The sequence below is a fragment of the Exilispira thermophila genome (genome assembly GCF_055389015.1).
This window is the reverse complement of record NZ_AP042476.1, coordinates 1274963-1293878: the sequence shown is the minus strand read 5'-3', so window position 1 is coordinate 1293878 and position 18916 is coordinate 1274963. Positions and strand designations below refer to the sequence as shown.

The following is an 18916-nucleotide window of genomic DNA, read 5'->3' as shown; positions in this document are numbered from 1 at the left end:
TATGAAGAAAAGTTTAATATTTTCTTTAATTGCTTTATTAATAGTTGGGGGACTGTTAATAGTATTTTTAAGTGGTAAAGGGGGAGAGCAAGCTCCTCAGAAAAAAACCTTAGTTATTGCTTCAAGGCTCTGGTCACCACCAAATGAACAAGAGTTTGTTATTAATAATGTTTTTAAACAGTTTGAAGAAGAAAACAACTGCATTATTGATTTTTCAATAGTTAATGATGATGATCTTCTTAAAAAAGTTGAAGTACAGGAAAAAACAAATCATGTAAGTACTGATATTATTATTGCTTATGTATCTAAATTTAAAGAATGGTACCAGAAAGGATTTGTTGAAGATTTAACTCCATATGTACAAAAATGGACTGACAGACATTTTTCAAAAGGTTTTAATAAATTAACAATTTTTAATGGCAAACAGTACTTTTTACCAATTGGTGCTGATGATTATTTGTTAATAGCTGATAAAAGGGCTTTAAAATATTTACCTTCTGGTGTTGATATTCAAAATATTACCTGGGAACAGGTTTTTGAATGGGCTAAAGCTATAGCAAAAGGTGAAGGACAGGGTAAATTTGCATGGACTGGTGTTCCTCAAAAAATGTTTATTTACCAGATTGGTTCAGCAATATTATCTTATGGTGGTGGTTTCCCGGATATAAATTCTGAAGCTGCAAAAAAAGTCTGGAAAATGTTAGCTGATGCTAAAGATATATTTGTTCCTACTATTAAGACAATTGATAATGTTGTTGCTCCTATGAAAAGAGGAGAAGTTTGGTTAACTGTTACTCATAATGCAAGAGTTGGACAGATCTATGAGTCTAATCCTACACAATATGTAGTAGCTCCTGCTCCTAAAGGTCCTGCTGGCATTGGATCAATTGCAGGAACTTCTGGATTTGCTATTGTTAAAGGTACTCAAAATAAAGAATTAGCTGTTAAATTTTTAGAATTTATAACAAGACCTGATATTATGTTAAAAATATCAAAAGGTACTGGTGGTTTTATTCCTCCAATTGATGAAACAATGGATCTTTTAGGAAATTCAATTCAAGATGAAATTATTAAGAAATCTTTATATGTATTACAAAATGGTGTTTTATCTTTTGTACCAGCTGCTGATTTTAAAGATTGGGGTGCTGTTAAACTTGTTTTTGATAAAGTATTTGAAAAAATGGTACTTCAAAATGGTCAATATGATGAAGCTATGTTAGATGAAGCAGCTAAAGAATTGGATGCTTTAAGAAAATAATAAAAACATTTATTAAAATTTTATCGGGGAAGAATATTTATTCTTCCTCGATTTTTATTATGAAAATAATAAAATGATCATATATAATAAATAAATTAAATAAAAAAAATTTTATATAATAAAAAATTTCAAAGAGATAAATTATGAAAGCAATTAGTTTAAAATTAGATAACGAAACCAAAAAAAAGATAATTCCTTATATTTTAATTTCTCCAACTATATTATGGTATTTAGTTTTCTGGGCTCGTCCTGTTTTTACTGCTATTATTAGAAGTTTTTATGATATAAATGGGAAGTTTACATTTTCTAATTATACATTTATTTTTCATGATCCTAATTTCCCTTTAGCTTTAGCAAATACTTTCATAATTGTTCTTTTTTCAGTATTTTTAGAATTTATTGCAGCATTTGCCTTAGCAATGTTAATTAATAGAAAATTTAAAGGATCAAGCATTTTACTTTTTATTGCTACTATTCCTATGGCATTACCATTTGTTGCAGTAGCTGCAATGTGGAAAGCTGGATTAACAACTTATGGATGGCTTAATAGTTTTTTATATTATTTAGGAGTTATAGGTAAAGATAGCAAAATAATTTTTATGACAGGGGATAGAGTGCAATCTTTAATTTTGATAATTCTTGTCGATGCATGGGGTGTCATACCTTCAATTATGGTTATTTTACTTGCTGGTATGCAAAATATGAATAAAGAATATCAAGAAGCAGCATATATTTTTGGTGCTGATAAATGGACAACTTTAAAAAAGATAACTTTTCCATTACTAAAACCCACAATTACAACTGCTTTAATATTGAGAATAATTTCTGCTTTACAGATATGGGCTATTATAACATTGATGTTTGGTTTCTTAAGATTACCAACAATAGTATCACAATTAGTTTACTACAATGATCAAAGAGGTCCTGCTGATCCTGAATATTATCAGAGGTCATTGGCATATTCTGTTATTGCATCATTAATAATTTCACTTGTTGTTGTAATTTACCTTAAAATAGCAAATCGAAAGAAAGAGGAAAAGAATGAACATTAAAACAAAAAGAAAATTATTTAAAGCAGCTCATTTAACTTCTCTATATATAGTAGTTATCGGGGTTGCTTTTATTATTTTACTTCCTGTTTATTTCCTTTTTACACTTTCTTTTATGTCAGATTATGAAGCATATAATGAATGGCCCTGGCCATGGTATCCACATTTTAAAGTAAAATTTTTACTGGAAAAAGAGAACAATGCTTTGAAGCTAAGTGTATATAAACCTGTTGATAAAGATTATTTAACAATTGCAAATACAAATGATATTGATTATATTGTTTCTTTTGTAAAAAGAAAAACAAATTGTAATTTAAAAAAAGACTTTTTTCTTAAACAAGTAAATTTACTAAATAAGAAAAATAAAGTTTATTTTACATTAAACAAAGATTTTTTTGCAAATTATATCCTTTTTTTCAGACTTAAACCTGAAGCTATGGGGGCATTTTACAGAAGTATATATACTGCAATTGCAACAATTTTTATCTCTTTATTAATAGGTGGTCTGGGAGGATATGCTTTTGCAAGATATAATTTTAAATACAAAGATACTTTAAAAGTAAGTATATTGTTTGTTAGAATGTTTCCAGCTGTAGCAACAGCAATTCCTGCTGCTATAATATTAGGACAAATGGGATTATACGATAAACCAATTGGTTTATCTTTCATCTATTCTATTGGTTCAATTGGATTGACAACATGGATAACAGCAAGTATATTTATGAGTATTCCAGTTGAACTTGAAGAAGCTGCAATGATATTCGGAACATCCAAAGTTCAGGCTTTTTTAAAGATTACCCTACCTTTAGCTTTGCCAGGACTTACAGCATGTGCAATGTATGCTTTTGTTGGTTCCTGGAATGAGTATGCACAGGCAATAATTTTAACCCAATTTAATCCTACTTTTCCAGTAGTAATATTTGAGTATGTTCTTGGTGCACAGGGTATGGAGCATTTAGCAACAGCTGGTGGTTTAATTTTAGCAATTCCAGCTTTAGTTTTTTATTTTTTTATTAGAAAATATATTTTACAAATGTGGGGTGAAGCAAAAATGTAATAAATTATTCAAATATGGAGGCATCATGGCTACATTAAAACTTGAAAATTTATCAAAAAGATATTCAAAAAAAGTTTGGGGAGCAAAAGATATTAATCTAACAGTCAATAGTGAAGAGTTTATAGTACTGCTTGGGCCTTCTGGTTGTGGGAAAACCACTACACTTAGAATGATTGCTGGACTTGAAGAGGTAACTGAAGGTAAAATTTTTATAGATAATAAAGAAATAACTTTTCTACCTCCAAGAAAAAGAGATGTAAGTATGGTTTTTCAAAGTTATGCAGTGTGGCCTCATATGACAGTTTTTGAAAATATTGCTTTCCCATTAAAATTGAGAGGTGAAAATAAAACAGATATAGAGAAGAAGGTTGTTAATGTTGCTAAAATGGTAAAAATTGAAGAGTATCTAAGAAGATATCCTTCACAGTTATCAGGAGGTCAGAGGCAACGAGTTGCTTTAGCAAGAGCTTTAGTAGTTAATCCAAAAATATTTTTAATGGATGAACCTTTATCAAATCTTGATGCAAAATTAAGAGTAAATATGAGAACAGAGTTAAAAGCTATTCACCAAAAAACGCATGCAACTTCAGTATTTGTAACTCATGATCAGTCGGAAGCTATGAGTATGGCAGACAGAATTGTTATTATGAAAGATGGAAAAATTGTTCAAATTGGTACTCCTGATGATGTTTATTTTAAAAGCGCTACTACTTTTGTCGCAGGTTTTATTGGTACTCCACCAACTAATTTCTTTGAAGTTGATATAACAAAAGATGGGGATGATACTGTTTTGAAAAATCCAGGGTTTCAAATTAGATTAAAACAAAAAGATAAAGATATATTGAGAAATTATAATAAGAGTAGATTGATTCTTGGAGTAAGACCTGAAGATATTAAAATAGTTAAAAAAGAGGAATCAATATTAACAAAAGAATTATTAGTAGTTGAGCCTCAGGGTTCTTTTCAAATACTTTCAATGGAGGTGAATAACCATATTATAAAGATAATAGCAAATACTTTAATTAAATTTCATCCAGATGACCTTGTAAGTATTAATTTTGATATGAACAGGATCCATTTATTTGATATTGATACAGGTGAAAGAATAAATGCCTGAAGATTTGACTGAAGTATATATATTTTTTACAACTCATTGGGATAGAGAATGGTATCTTCCTTTTGAAAAATTCAGGATTTATTTAATAGATTTTATAAATAAAACTTTAGAATTAATTAATAAATATGATGATTATCCCCCTTTTTATTTGGATGGACAATTTATTCCTATTGAAGATTATCTTGAAATTTATCCAGAAAAAGAAAAATTAATCAAACTGCTATGCAGTGAAAAAAGATTGTATTTAGGTCCATGGTATACAATGCCTGATACAAATATTATAAATGGTGAATCTATTTTTAGAAACCTTGAAATTGGAATAAAAGGGTGTCTCTTTTTTAATGTTGATCAATTTTTTGGATTTTTAAGTGATATTTTTGGGCATAATTCTCAAATTCCTCAAATATTAAATTTATTTGATATTGATACAGCTCTTTTATGGAGGGGTATAGATTATCAGACAATAAATACTGAATTTTATTGGTGTTACCCTGAAGTAAATGAAAATAATTTAAATAATAAATTTATCAAGAAATTAAACAATAGTAAAAACAATAATAACAATAATAACAATAGAGTATACAATGATAGAGAGAACAATAATTATTATGAAATAAATAATAATATAAATGATAATAATAAAAATAAATATAAGAGTAATAATAGTAATTATAATGATGGTGATAATTATAAGATAAGTCATAATGAATTACAAAAAAGATGGTTTTTGAAAAGTTATCTATATAATATGGAAAAAGGTTATGGAGATGCATGGATTAAATTGGATGAAATTTTTCAAAAAAACAAAACTGATAATAATAATAAATCAGCAATTGAAATTTTTGATAAAATTATCAAAGAGAGATTATCAAATTCCATTTTTAATATTCCTTTAATTCAAATTGGTGTTGACCATTGTTATGAAGATGAAAAATTTTATAATTTTTTTAAATATTTAAAATCGAAGAAAAAATATAATTTGATTTTTGATCTTGGTAAATATTTTGAAAATTTCAGTAAGATTGAAAAAAATGAAAACAACATTACCAATAATGAAGAAAATAAAAATGTAATTGTAAGAAATAAATTAAACTTAAAAATAGTTTATGGAGAGTTAAGAAAAGTTGCAGGAGTTAAACAAAAAAATTATCTAATCCCATATATAGGTTCATCAAGAATTGATTTAAAGCGTTTAAATCATAAATGTGAAAATACCCTTATATACAATGTTGAACCATTAATTGTTATATTGAAATTAATTTCATTAATGGATTACAACCTAAAAAATGAAAATAATTATCCAATACATTCATATCAAAAAAATAATTCGGATATTATAAAAAATAAAATTGAAAAATATATAAAATTAAATAATTATTCCTGGAAAATGTTAATTAAAAATCATGCTCATGATTCTATTGGGGGGTGTTCAATTGATAGTGTCCATAAAGATATGATTTATAGGTTTAATCAAATTATAAATATCACATCTTCTATTATAGATGAAATAAAAAGAGTTTTTAGAAAATTAGACAATAGAAATAATATTTTTTATTCTGTTAATTATAGTTTAACAGAAAAATATAATTTTAAAAGAATTAGAATATTTAATACATTACAATCAAGTTATAATGACTATATTGAATTAAATATTAGATTTATAAAGAAGATAGAAGGGGATAAAGAATTTACTCAACCTTTTCAAAAAGGTGGGTATTATTTTCAATATGAAAAAGTTTATCTTTTTGATGTTATTGATAGTAATGGAGATAAAATTGATTATGATATTTTAGAAATAAAGGAAGACCAAAGAACTTTTGAAAAATTAGATAATAAATTACCTACAATTTATTGGTATGATAATTATAAGATTTTACTTAATATAAAAGTAAATCCTTTTACTTTTACAGATTATTTTATTATTCCAGCAGAGACTCCATCATTTTATAATAAAAATAAATTTTTTGAAAATAATTCAATTGAGAATAAATATTTAAAAGTATATATTAATAATAATGGAACAATTACGGTTTTTGATAAAGAGAAAAAAATTGTATATAATGATTTACTAAAATTTCGAATTGATACAGATATTGGAGATGGGTATAATTTTTACAAACCTATAAATGGTAGTTCTTATTATTTAAATAATAGTATTAACAATTTTGAAATTAAAATCTATAAAAATAAAACATCACTTATTTTGAATTATTCATTTAAATTTAATCGATTTTTTGATGATAAAAATATAGCTTTTTTAAAGGAGGAATTTGATTCTACTTTAGAGGAAAATAAAGTATTTCAATTTCAGGTAATTTTTAATTTATATAAAGAGAAAAAATTTATTGATTTTAAAACTGTAGTTAATAATAATTTAAAAAATATAAGATTTTCTGTTTATTTTCCTTTTCTGGAAAATAAAAATGATAAATTACATGAATATTATGCTTATACTCCATATGATATTGTTAAAAGGAAGTTCGAAAATGTTGATGATAAAAATTTTACAGAACCAATACCTGAGTTTGGTATAACAAATGGATTTATATTTATTAAATCAATAAATACTACGGCTCTATTTTCTAAGGGAAATCCAGAAGTAGGTGTTTTTAAAAGTTCTAATATTTTAAATAATAGTGATAAAAAAAATGATAAAAGTAATAGTACTTTTAATATTATGGGTGTTACTTTATTCAGAAGTTTTTCAAAGACAGTTTTTACAAATGGTGAAAGTGATGGTTTAATGTTAGGGAAAATGAATTTTGAATATTCTCTAAGATTTTATAAAAATGAAATATCAAATGCGTATATTTTAAATGAATATTTAAAATATATTAACAATTTAAATTATGATATACAAAATATAAAAATAAATAATTTAGATAATAAAACTACAAATGATTATTTATATAAGAAAATAAAAGAATATAATAGAATTGTTAATAAGATAGATTTTCAAAAATATATAAAAAAGTATTTTGTAAAAAGGTCTAAATCGCTACTAGATATTCAGGGCACTTTTGTTATTAATTCCATTAGAGTTATTAATGAAAATGTCATATTTTTAAGGGGATTTAATCCTGAATTTGAAGATAAAAATATAAAATTTAAGCTTAATTTTAAAATTAGAAATTGCTATAAAATAGAGAAATTATACAATAAATATACAAAAGAATTTGTTTATAACATTCTAAACAATATAGAAGATAAAAAATTGAGTGGTTTTGAAAAAAAGTTGTTAAATTTGGGTACAAAACTAATACCTGATAAAAAAAATTATTTTAATATTAATATTTTTTCAAAAGAAATTATAAATTTAGTAATATTAATTTAATTAAAAGTTATTTTGTATTAAATTTTCTTTGTTTTATTTGAAACAATGTTTATAAAATTAATAATTAGTAAAATATTAATAAATTTTATTAAAAATTTGTAGCAGGTTTGTTTTATAAAATGTTAAATAAAATCAATTATAAAAAATAAGAATTTTTGTTATAAATCACCTTAAGCTTTATTTTATAAATTATAATTAAATAAATTTTAAATTAATTATTTTAAAAAGAACTAAAAATCTCATCTTTTGTGATTTTAGCTGCACATAAAGTTTCATCTGCTGCTCCATAATAAATAATAAATATATCCTCTTTTTTTATACTTCCACATGTAAATACTACATTTCCATAAAACCCATTTTTTTCATAATCTGTTTCAGGAGATAATATTGGTATTTTTGATCTTTTTAAAACAATTTCAGGGTTATTTTTATCAAGTAATAAAGCTCCAAGATGATATTTCCCTTTATTGTCAACACCATGATAAATTGTGATCCAGCCTTCATCAATAAGAACTGGAGTATCTCCCCCTCCAATTCTTGAACTATCAAAAAAATTTTTTCTTGGACCGATTAAAAACTTATGGTTACCCCAATACCTGTAATTTGTTGATTTTGAAATCCATATCGATGGAGGATAAAATGATGATTTCATTGGTCTATGCAGCATATAGTAAAATCCATTTATCTTATCAGGAAAAATAGTTACATCTTTGTTATCAGGAGGAAGAATAACTCCATGTCGCTTAAAATTTACAAAATCTTCAGTTTCCATAAGTGAAACTGTTATTCCATATCTGGAAACTGATGTATATGTAATTAAATAAATTGTTTTGTTGTTAAAGTTAAGTTTTGTGATTCTAGGGTCTTCAATTCCATATTCTTCAAAAATATTATCGGGAACAATAGTTGGAGTATCTGAAATTTTTAAATTAATTCCATCCTTTGAAGTTGCTATTCTTAGATGTGATATTGATGATAAATATGTTTTATCTTTATATTTTATACCTCGAGAATCAAGTAAAGTTAAATCAGGGTCATTTTTATCGAATTTAAGAATTTTAAATTTTTTGTCCTTAATATCAAAGGTGGCAGTATAAACAAAATTTTTAAGATTTATTTTATTTTTATTAAAGTGATTGTTATAATTTTTATTAAGCTTTATATAATCTGGTCGTTCAGCTACTCTTATTAATAGTATAATTTCATTATCAAAAGTTGTTGCACCAGCATTTATTGTAGATACAACTTTGAAATTATTAAGAGAAGGTTTAACAATATCAGGTTTAATTATAGGGTTATTTTTGAATCTTAAAGCCATATATATCTCCTTGATTAAAATAGATATAAAAAAATAATTTTATTGTGTTTTCTTCTGTAAATTATAATATATAAATTATAATATATAAAACTATAAAATAAACAAATCTTGTTGATTTTTTTAATTTTAGGTATATCAACTCATAAGAGAGAAAAACATATAAGGATATATATTATATGCAATTAAATATAGGATTTGTTGGAACAAGATTTCAAGGATTAGATGGAGTTTCACTGGAATCGAATAAATGGGCTGACCTACTTTCTAAAATGAAACACAATATATTCTGGTTTGCTGGAGTAATTGATAAAAATAAAAAAAATAAGTATGAAGTTCCAGAAGCTTATTTCAGGCATCCAGACATATTAAAAATCAATGATGATATTTTTGGTAAACAAATTAGGACAAGAACAACTACAGATACAATATATAAAGTTAAAGAGTATTTAAAAGATAGGCTTTATGAATTTATTGATAGATATAAAATAAATCTAATAATTGCTGAGAATAGTCTTTCAATTCCAGTACATATCCCTTTAGCAATAGCATTAACTGAAGTTATAGCTGAAACAGGTATTCCTACAATAGGACATCATCATGACTTTTATTGGGAACGAAACAGATTTTTAGTGAATTCAATTAATGATATACTTGATATGGCATTTCCACCAGATTTACCATCTATAAGGCATGTAGTGATAAATACAATTGCTCAAAAAGAGTTAGCAGCAAGAAAAGGGTTAGCATCTATATTAATTCCAAATGTAATCGATTTTAATGAAAAAAGACCTTATTTTGATGAATTTAACAGAGATTTAAGACAGCAATTAGGGTTTAGCAAAAGTGATATTTTATTTTTACAACCTACAAGAATTGTTGCAAGAAAAGGTATTGAAAGCGCTATTAACCTTGTAAGTAGATTAAATAATCCAAAAATTAAGTTGATTATTTCTCATAATTCTGGTGATGAAGGTGATGATTACTATTTCTGGTTACAAAAATTAATTAAAATGTCAAATGTACCAGTCCATTTTATTTATAATAGACTTCATGAGAAAAGAGAAGTCAATTCTAAAGGGAATAAGCTTTATACTTTATGGGATTTATACCCACATGCTGATTTTATTACCTATCCTTCAGCATTTGAAGGGTTTGGTAATGCATTTATAGAAGCTGTTTACTTCAAAAAACCTATAATTGTTAATAGATATTCTATTTTTGTTACAGATATAGAACCTAAAGGATTTGATGTAATTTCATTTTCAGGTTATCTTGATGATGAAACTGTTGAAAAAGTTAGAGAAGTGCTAACAAATCCTAGAAGAAAATCTGAGATGGTTGAAAAAAATTATGAACTAGCAAAAAAATATTTTTCTTATGATATATTAAAAAGAAAAATTAAAAGTATTTTTACTGAATTTTATGGTCATTTAAATGGTTCAAACGGTCTTAAATAAAAAAAATTATAATAAATTGTTAAGTTTAGATTTTTAATTACACAATAAAATTTCTTTAAATGGAAAGAAATATGAAATATAAAGGATATATTTTTGATATCTATGGAACATTGTTTTTTCAAAGAAGAAAAAATAAACTTAATAAAAAAGACAAAATATTAAAAGGTGCTAAGGTAATTAAAAACCTTTTAAAAAAAAGATATTTAAAAAAATTATTATTAATAAATAAATCTTATAATTATTCTAAAATAAAAAATAAAATTGAATTAATAAATAAAGAGGAATTTTATACAAATTTTATAAATTTAGTTAAAAAGATACATGAAGAGATTAAAAGAAAAACTCCAGATATAATACAACCAGAGTTAGAGATAAGAGAGTTCTGGATTAGATTTTTTAAAGATTATTATGAACTAACAATTGATTTATCAATTGCTGAAGAAATAGCATATATTTTTGAAAATAAAGTAAATAATGTCTATCTACCTTATTATGGTAAAAAAGTTTTAAATATTTTAAAGAAGTTCAAAGATGAAAACAAAATAGTTATAGGAATTGTTTCTAATGCACAATTTTATACTATAAAAACTTTAGAATATTTTTTAAAAACAGACAATATATTTAATTATTTTAACAAAGACATATCACTTTTTTCTTATAAATTGGGTAGAGCAAAACCTGATCCATATGTTTATGAGATCTTAATAAAAAATTTAAATAATTTAGGTATAAAAGTAAATGAATCTATTTTTATAGGCAATGATATAGTTAATGATATAAAAATACCTTCAAGATATGGATTTAATACATGTTTTTTAAATCCAGATTCAAAAGATTTTTTACAGGATACAATGGAATCATATGAATCAAATAAATCCACATTAGATAAAAGTGAATTTAATAAATTTAATAATAATTATAAAGATTTTAAAATTAACTATTCTATAAAAGACTTAAAACAACTATATAATCTAATAAAAAATAATAAAATGTAAAAAAATGAATTTACAATATGTTTTAAAATTATCTTGAAAATAAAATGATTTCTCTTAAAATAAATATATATTATGGAAAGTATATTTTTTATTTGATTTTTGATTATATAAACCAAAATTATGAAAGTTATAAAAAAGTATAATTAAAAGATATTGATAATTGTTAAATATAGTTTATTATAGTTAACTAAAGTTTTAAATATTAATAAATGTTAATAAAATTAATATAATTAGGTAATTACAATAAATAACTAATTATGTTTTCCGCGAACCTCCACCACATAGCTGAAACCCGCATTATTCGTTTAGGTTCGCGCACCTTGATAATAAAGGGCTAGAGGCATGTTTTGGGTAAAAGTTATAATATTTTATACCCCAATAAATTTTTGGTTCGCGAAATAGGTTTCTGCAGCCCTTTATTATCAAGCTATTGAGAAAGGTACTGTTGGAATGATTGACCTGCTTGAAGGGATTAAGACTATAAAATTTTTCCATAACATCCTCCTAAAAAATCTTATGTTGGAATGATTGACCTGCTTGAAGGGATTACAAATGTTTTATATCTTCTAATCTAATTAATATTTTTTGCCTGAACTGTTGTTTCCAAAAGCTAAAGATATACTAATATTTTATGTCAGAATTAGATATTTAAAAAATATTAAATTTTAATACTTACTAAAATAATTAAAAGTTAAATGTCTATCATTATTAAAATTTTTTGATTGGATGTCAGTTGCCAAAGGCAAAGGAAAATATATTATTGCCGTGGCAAGTGTAGTTAATAATAAAAATTGAAATTAACATTGTTGATTTAATAAAAATTAACAATATATATATCATAATTGAAATTTTTCGACTGAATTGTAGTTGTCAAAGACAAAAAAAGTATATATTTTTACGTGGTTGGTGAAGTTAATAATAAAATTTAAAATTATTGTGTTTGATTAAATAAATAAGTTAATATATTTATATCCTAATTAAAATTTCTCGACTGGATTACAGTTGCCAAAGGCAAAAGAGGAAATAATGACTTCGTGGCAAGTGCAGTTAATAATAAAATTTGGAATTAGTATATTTAATTAAATAAAGTTAAATATATATGTCTATCATTATTAAAATTTTTCGAGTGTATGTCAGTTGCCAGAGGCTAAAAAGATAATATTTTTTATTTTTTATTAATGTTTAAAAAGGTTAAACTAAAAGAATTACATAACTGACCTAATGAGAAAAATTTTAATAATGATAGAATCTATTTCTTATTTTTTAAATATCTCAATAATTTCAATTTTATTATTAACAAATAGGATTTTTTCGATTCCTCTCTCAAGCTTATCTTTGTCAAAACAATTTACTATAACTTGCTTTTCATCATTAGTTATTCCAAATTTTAAATCTATCTGTTTTATTAAAACCTGTTGCTTTTCAAGTATTTGTCCTTTTAGTGTTCCTTCTTTTATCAATGATTCTAATATTGATGGCATCTTACTCTCCTTCTCTTCAAGTTTTTTTATCACCATTTCTCTATCTTCACTTTTCAATATCGCAAATATATATACATAAAATATTCCTTTTATCTCACTATTTCCTATATCTTTATCTATTATATCAAGTATATTGTATATTATTTCCTTATCCTCTTTTGCTTTATATTTTAATACATCTAGGGCTAATTTCAAGTATCTATTATAATCCATTACTTTATAATTTAATTTATTATTACTATCATTAAAAAATAGATATTTAAAATTTAATAAATAGTTTTTAAAATTATTCTTAATATTTTTGTCTATTTTAAAATTATTTATAAATTCTGTATTAATATCCCATTTACTTTTACCATGATAAAAAACAACAGGTAATATTAAAGATAAATCTTTGTTATTTTGAAAATCTTTTTCCCATTTAACCAACATATATCTTAATAGTTGAATAAAGATAGCATTATCTTTATAAGATTTATGTTCAAAAAGGAAGTATATGTTAATATTATGTTTGGAGTTAATTAGATTGGTTTCAAAAACAAGGTCAGCGAATCTATTTTTAAATTCTTTTGTAATGTAAGAAGAGTCAACAACTTTTAGGTTATTAATGTTAATATGTTTTTTGATATTATCAGGTAGAATAATATTAATAAAGTCTTTAGCATTATTAATATTTTTAAAAACGATTTTGAAGAATGTATCATGCGGATGTTTAATAAAGTTATGATATAGTTCTTTCATAAAATATATCTCCATTTATTATTCTTTTTTATTATTCCTGTATATAATTTTTTTATTTTTTATTCTATATAGACAAGAAAATATTCAAAAAAGTTGCATGAATGAAAAAATTTTATTTTCGTGGCAGGAACAGATATTTAAAAAATATGAAATATTAATATTTACTTAATTAATTAAAAGTTATATCTAACTATCATAATTAAAATTTTTCGAGTGGATGTCAGTTGCCAAAGGCTAAAGAGATAATATTTTTTATTTTTTCTTAAATGTTTTAATAGATTAAATTAAATAGATTACATAACTGACCTAATGAGAAAAATTTTAATAATGATAGAATTATAATTATTTTTTAAAAATCTCAATAATTTCAATTTTATTATTATACCTTGAAATATGTGATTAAGATGTTAAAATAAATTCAAGTTAATTAAAATAACAAATTAGAAATAAAAAATAGAATAAATGTTATGATTATAAAAATATATTCTAAAAAAATAAAATAATTAAGAAAATAGGAGATTTAAATGGAAAAATATATAGATTTAAGATCAGATACTGTTACTCAACCTACAATTGAAATGAGAGAAGCTATGTTTAATGCGAAAGTTGGGGATGATGTTTTATCAGAAGATCCAACAATAAATGAACTTGAAAAATTAGCTGCAAATATAGTTGGAAAAGAAGATGCAATGTTTGTACCTTCAGGAACGTTTGGTAATCAGGTTTCAATATTAACTCATTGTAAAAAAGGGGATGAAGTTATAATTTCAGATCAGGCACATGTAATTCAACATGAAGCTGGAGCTGGAGGAATAATTTCTGGAGTACAATTTAGAACTATTGATCCTGAAAAAAGTTATATAACATGGAATCAAATAAATTTAAAAATTAGAAAAGAAAAAGATATTCACTATCCAGAAACTAGATTAATAGAACTTGAAAATGCACTTGCTAATGGAGATGTTATGCCAATTTCTGAAATAGAAAAGATATATACTAATGCAAAAAAATATGATATAAATATCCATTTAGATGGAGCAAGATTATTTAATGCAGCTACATATCTAAATGTAGAACCTTCTCAAATTACAAAATATACTGATTCAGTTATGTTTTGTTTATCTAAAGGTTTATGTTCTCCTGTCGGTTCAATGGTTGCAGGATCAAAAGATTTTATTAAAAGAGCAAGAAAAAATAGAAAAATTATGGGTGGAGGGATGAGACAGGCTGGATTTTTAGCAGCAGCTGGAATTGTTTCTTTAACAAAAATGACAAAAAGATTAAAAAATGATCATGAAAATGCAAAAAGAATAGCTAAAGCTTTCATTGATACAGGTTTTTTTAATTTATTTCCAGAAGAGGTAAAAATTAATATGTTTTTTATCCAGTTTAAAAATGAATCATTTAAAAATAAGCAAGATAAATTTGTTGAGTATTTAAAGACCTTTAATATTTTAACTTATCCACCTGAAGGTGGTTGGATAAGATTTGTAACTCACAATGATGCAAAAGATTCTGATGTTGATTATGTTATTGAAAAAATTCCTGAAATTGTAAATACCTGGACAAAAAATAATATTTAATTTAAATTTAATGATTAAATTTTAAGGGGCAAAAATGAATACAAAAAATCATTCAAACTTACGAATCGATGGTAGAAAGTGGGATGAAATTAGAAAAATTGAAATTATTCCTGGATTTATTAAAAATGCAGATGGGTCTGTATTAATCTCATATGGTAATACAAGAGTTATTTGTACAGCAAAGATTGTTAATGATGTTCCAAATTTTGCAAAAGATAAAAATATTGGTTGGTTGACTTCCGAATATGCGATGCTACCAGCTTCTACAAATACAAGGAAAAGTAGAGAAAGAGGGAAAATTGATGGTAGAACTGTTGAGATTCAAAGGTTTATAGGCAGGTCTCTAAGAGGCGGAATTGACCTTCATAAATTTCCTGGTTATACATTATATGTTGATGCAGATGTTATTGATGCAGATGGTGGTACGAGAACAGCAAGTATAACAGGGGGATTTTTAGCTGCAGCTTTAGCTTTTAAAAAATTTAAAAAAGAAGGATTAATAGAAAAGGACCCTATAAAAAATTTTGTAGCAGCTGTTTCAATAGGTCTTGTAAATGGAAAAATATATCTTGATTTAAATTATAGTGAAGATTCATCAGCATATTGTGATATGAATGTAGTAGCCACTGAAAATGGAGATATTATTGATATATCAGCTTCAGGAGAAGGGGGATCATTCAAAAAATATCAATTTGATAAAATGTTAAACATAGCTTTGGAACAAATACAACAATTAACAGAGTTACAAAAAAAAATTTATAATGATTATACAAGATTTTGATAGACAAACCATAAATCTATTTTTTGATGTTTGAACTATATAATTTTTGTTTTTCGTCTTGATATTGATATCTTCAATTTTAAATAAGTTTTATATCATTTTCTCTATATTTATATTTAATCTAATTTTAGAATAATAATAATTTTCATACAAAAAGGCTACAATTTTCCCGATCTTTATATCTAATCTTATATGATAAAAATTATAATATTATAAAATTGTATATATTAGCTTATCTATTTTTGTAATAACCTTGAATTGTTTTATTTATGTTTACTGTAATCAAAACTGATATATTTATCATCTTATTTATATTTAATCTCTTATTAAGAAGCTTATTTCTAAATTTAAATTCTTTAAAAAAACAATAATCCTTATTTTTTATCAAAAAACTAAAATGCAACAAGTAACTCTATTAAATCAAGTGTTAACTGAATAATAAATAATAATATAATGCCAATATACATTAGTAAAAATTTTAACAACTACTATAAAAAAATTTATAAACCATATATTTTTGTCTATTATAAAACTTAATAGATAAAATCTTTTTTCCTATTCTAATATATATTTTAAAATATAAAATGAACAATATTATAAATTTTTAGACAAACAAATAATTAATATAAAATCTTATTAACTGACAAAGTTATAAATAACAATCTATTTATATTTATTTTTAAAAGTTAAAAATAATTTTTTATAATTTTCAGATTTATCAAGTAATGTTTGATGTTTATCATAGTAATACTTATAAGGAGACTCTATAAAAACAATTTTATCTACTGTTTTTAATAATATATAAAAATCATGGGAAATAATAATACCAAATTTACCTTTAATAAACTCTTTTAAAATTTTTAAGTATTTTTGTTTTGTAATTTCATCAAGAGAAACAAATGGTTCATCAATAACAAAACCATCAGTTTCTAAAAAATTATAAAGAAACCTTGCAAATGTAATTTTCTGTTTTTCACCACCTGAAATAAAATTTCCATTGTAACCAAATCTTTTATCAGAAAAACCTGAAAGTTCAAGTTTATAAAGTATTTTTTCGTAAAAATCTTTACAAAATTTATTACCCATAACTATATTATCTTTTAAAGAACTATTTAAAACAATAGATTTTTGTGGATAATAGTTTAATGTTAAAGTATTATCATAATTCTTTAAATTTATATTATTATTTAAAAAATATATATCCCCTGAATAATTTTCATTAATATTTAATAAACTATTTATTAAAGTTGATTTCCCTGCACCTGATAATCCAACAATTCCAACAATTTGATTAACTGGAAAGGTTAATGAAAAATTAGAAAGTATAGGTTTTTTATCAAATGAAATATTTACATTTGATAATTTGAAAAAAAAGTCCTTTTTTGTTTCTTGATAAATTTCATTATTTAAAATTTTTTTGCTTTTTATTCTTTTATTTGCTTCATTAAAGTATCCAACAATTCTACTAATATTACCTTTTATTTGAGACAACATATTTGAAATAAAAGAAATATAGGATGTTGGGTGTTCCATATATGTATAATATGTTAGTATTCCAATAAAATCTCCAATAGAAATTCTTTTTTTTAAATAATCATTGCTTAAAACTAAAACTAAAAGAATTCTTAATGTATATAAAGGTAATTTAGATAAAAAATTATCTATATTAGCAGATATGAAAAATGTGTTAAAATATCTTTTATTCAGGTCAACTGATTTTTTCATATACTGTTTAATACGATTATTTAGATATTTATACCTTTTTATAATTTCAACAGCATTTAAACTTTCTGTTATAAATGAAAGTATTTCACCAAGAGTTTCAAAAATTTTTTTATGTTTTAAAGGAAGAATTTTTTGATTTAGATAATAAATTAAAAACGAAATAAATAATGTTAAACAAAATATAATAAATGCACTATTGTTAATAGTATAAACGATAAATAAAACAGGTAATATTCTTATAATAAGAAAAATATTTGTCATAATATTTTCATTAAATAAATTAAATGAAAATGCTACATCTTCATTAATAATTCTTGAATAATATGCTTCCCCTTTTTTACTTATTTCAGATTCAGAAAAATGCATGAAAGTTTTAAATATTTTTATTCTTAAATCTAAAGAACTTTTTAGCTTATAATATGATATTATTAGTTTTCCTGTATAATTAAAAAAAATAATACTGCTAAAAATACCAATGAAATAAAAAATAATTTTATAATCTATATTTTTTGTTTCAGTTAATATATTTATAAATTCTCTTAAAAGATAAGGGTATATAATAATAATAAAACTTGGAAGTGCATAAATAATTAAACCCAATATTAATAAATTTATATATTTTTTATTTACAAGTTTATAATATTCAATAAAAACTTTATTTTTAATCATAATATAACCCTTTCTAATGAATTTTTTAATAGGGGTGTTTTTTCTAATGTAGAAATTATTTTATTTAAAATATTGATAATATTTTTATGGTTCAAGAACTATACAATCTATATGGTCTAAATGATTATAATGGCTGTTTTCAAATGATACAATAAAAATAATTAAATCTTTATTTGAAATATTAAAGTTTTCCTTTAAAAATTTTTGTTTTGAAAACATAAATTCTCCTCCTTAATTATTGTTTTAAAAAATACTGTTAATTAGAAAAAACACCCCCATAAATTTAATTCAAAAAAAATTTTTTATAACTTTTTAACAGCCTTTTTAATAAAATTAAATATGAAAGCCTTT

General features: G+C 23.4%; 13 protein-coding genes. 9 read left to right on the top strand and 4 right to left on the bottom strand.

All coding sequences use genetic code 11. The features are described 5' to 3' along the window. Position 1 precedes the first annotated feature (1 nt). The 5 genes from ACZ5EC_RS05525 (at position 2) to ACZ5EC_RS05505 (ending at position 7815) form a co-directional block, all read left to right on the top strand. Positions 2–1258, top strand: coding sequence for an ABC transporter substrate-binding protein (locus ACZ5EC_RS05525; RefSeq protein ID WP_464303959.1), 1257 nt, complete (start codon positions 2–4; stop codon positions 1256–1258). Positions 1259–1401: 143 nt separating this feature from the next. After that, positions 1402–2310, top strand: coding sequence for a carbohydrate ABC transporter permease (locus ACZ5EC_RS05520; RefSeq protein WP_464303958.1), 909 nt, complete (start codon positions 1402–1404; stop codon positions 2308–2310). Beyond that, positions 2300–3364 carry a carbohydrate ABC transporter permease gene (locus ACZ5EC_RS05515; RefSeq protein ID WP_464303957.1) on the top strand — a complete coding sequence of 355 codons (1065 nt, stop codon included), beginning with the start codon at positions 2300–2302 and terminating at the stop codon, positions 3362–3364. Before ACZ5EC_RS05520 ends, ACZ5EC_RS05515 begins: the two co-directional genes overlap by 11 nt. 25 nt (positions 3365–3389) lie before the next feature. After that, positions 3390–4481, top strand: a complete 1092-nt coding sequence (locus ACZ5EC_RS05510; RefSeq protein ID WP_464303956.1) for an ABC transporter ATP-binding protein — start codon at positions 3390–3392, stop codon at positions 4479–4481. Continuing rightward, positions 4474–7815: a glycoside hydrolase family 38 N-terminal domain-containing protein gene (locus ACZ5EC_RS05505; RefSeq protein ID WP_464303955.1), complete on the top strand. Its 3342-nt coding sequence runs from the start codon at positions 4474–4476 to the stop codon at positions 7813–7815. Before ACZ5EC_RS05510 ends, ACZ5EC_RS05505 begins: the two co-directional genes overlap by 8 nt. Before the next feature lie 220 nt (positions 7816–8035). Here the strand turns inward: ACZ5EC_RS05505 and ACZ5EC_RS05500 are convergent, their stop codons facing one another. After that, on the bottom strand, positions 8036–9133 hold the full coding sequence (locus ACZ5EC_RS05500; protein ID WP_464303954.1) for a glycoside hydrolase family 130 protein: 1098 nt from the start codon (positions 9131–9133) through the stop codon (positions 8036–8038). Between the two features lie 176 nt (positions 9134–9309). Here ACZ5EC_RS05500 and ACZ5EC_RS05495 point away from each other — a divergent pair, with 176 nt between their 5' ends. Beyond that, entirely contained in the window at positions 9310–10590 is a 1281-nt protein-coding gene (locus ACZ5EC_RS05495) for a glycosyltransferase (protein WP_464303953.1), read from the top strand. 71 nt (positions 10591–10661) lie between these two features. Beyond that, positions 10662–11585 carry an HAD family hydrolase gene (locus tag ACZ5EC_RS05490; RefSeq protein WP_464303952.1) on the top strand — a complete coding sequence of 308 codons (924 nt, stop codon included), beginning with the start codon at positions 10662–10664 and terminating at the stop codon, positions 11583–11585. Positions 11586–12841: 1256 nt separating this feature from the next. On the opposite strand, the gene ACZ5EC_RS05485 is transcribed toward ACZ5EC_RS05490, so the two are convergent. Then, positions 12842–13807, bottom strand: coding sequence for an Rpn family recombination-promoting nuclease/putative transposase (locus tag ACZ5EC_RS05485; RefSeq protein WP_464303951.1), 966 nt, complete (start codon positions 13805–13807; stop codon positions 12842–12844). 524 nt (positions 13808–14331) lie between these two features. Here ACZ5EC_RS05485 and ACZ5EC_RS05480 point away from each other — a divergent pair. Next, entirely contained in the window at positions 14332–15390 is a 1059-nt protein-coding gene (locus ACZ5EC_RS05480) for a threonine aldolase family protein (protein ID WP_464303950.1), read from the top strand. Positions 15391–15424: 34 nt separating this feature from the next. Then, positions 15425–16171: a ribonuclease PH gene (gene rph, locus ACZ5EC_RS05475; protein WP_464303949.1), complete on the top strand. Its 747-nt coding sequence runs from the start codon at positions 15425–15427 to the stop codon at positions 16169–16171. Between the two features lie 663 nt (positions 16172–16834). Here the strand turns inward: rph and ACZ5EC_RS05470 are convergent. Together ACZ5EC_RS05470 and ACZ5EC_RS05465 are read right to left on the bottom strand one after the other, a co-directional pair. Next, entirely contained in the window at positions 16835–18565 is a 1731-nt protein-coding gene (locus ACZ5EC_RS05470) for an ATP-binding cassette domain-containing protein (protein ID WP_464303948.1), read from the bottom strand. A gap of 84 nt (positions 18566–18649) precedes the next feature. Next, the gene (locus ACZ5EC_RS05465; RefSeq protein ID WP_464303947.1) at positions 18650–18784 is read right to left on the bottom strand and encodes a hypothetical protein; all 135 of its coding nucleotides are present in this window, start codon (positions 18782–18784) and stop codon (positions 18650–18652) included. Positions 18785–18916 lie beyond the last annotated feature (132 nt).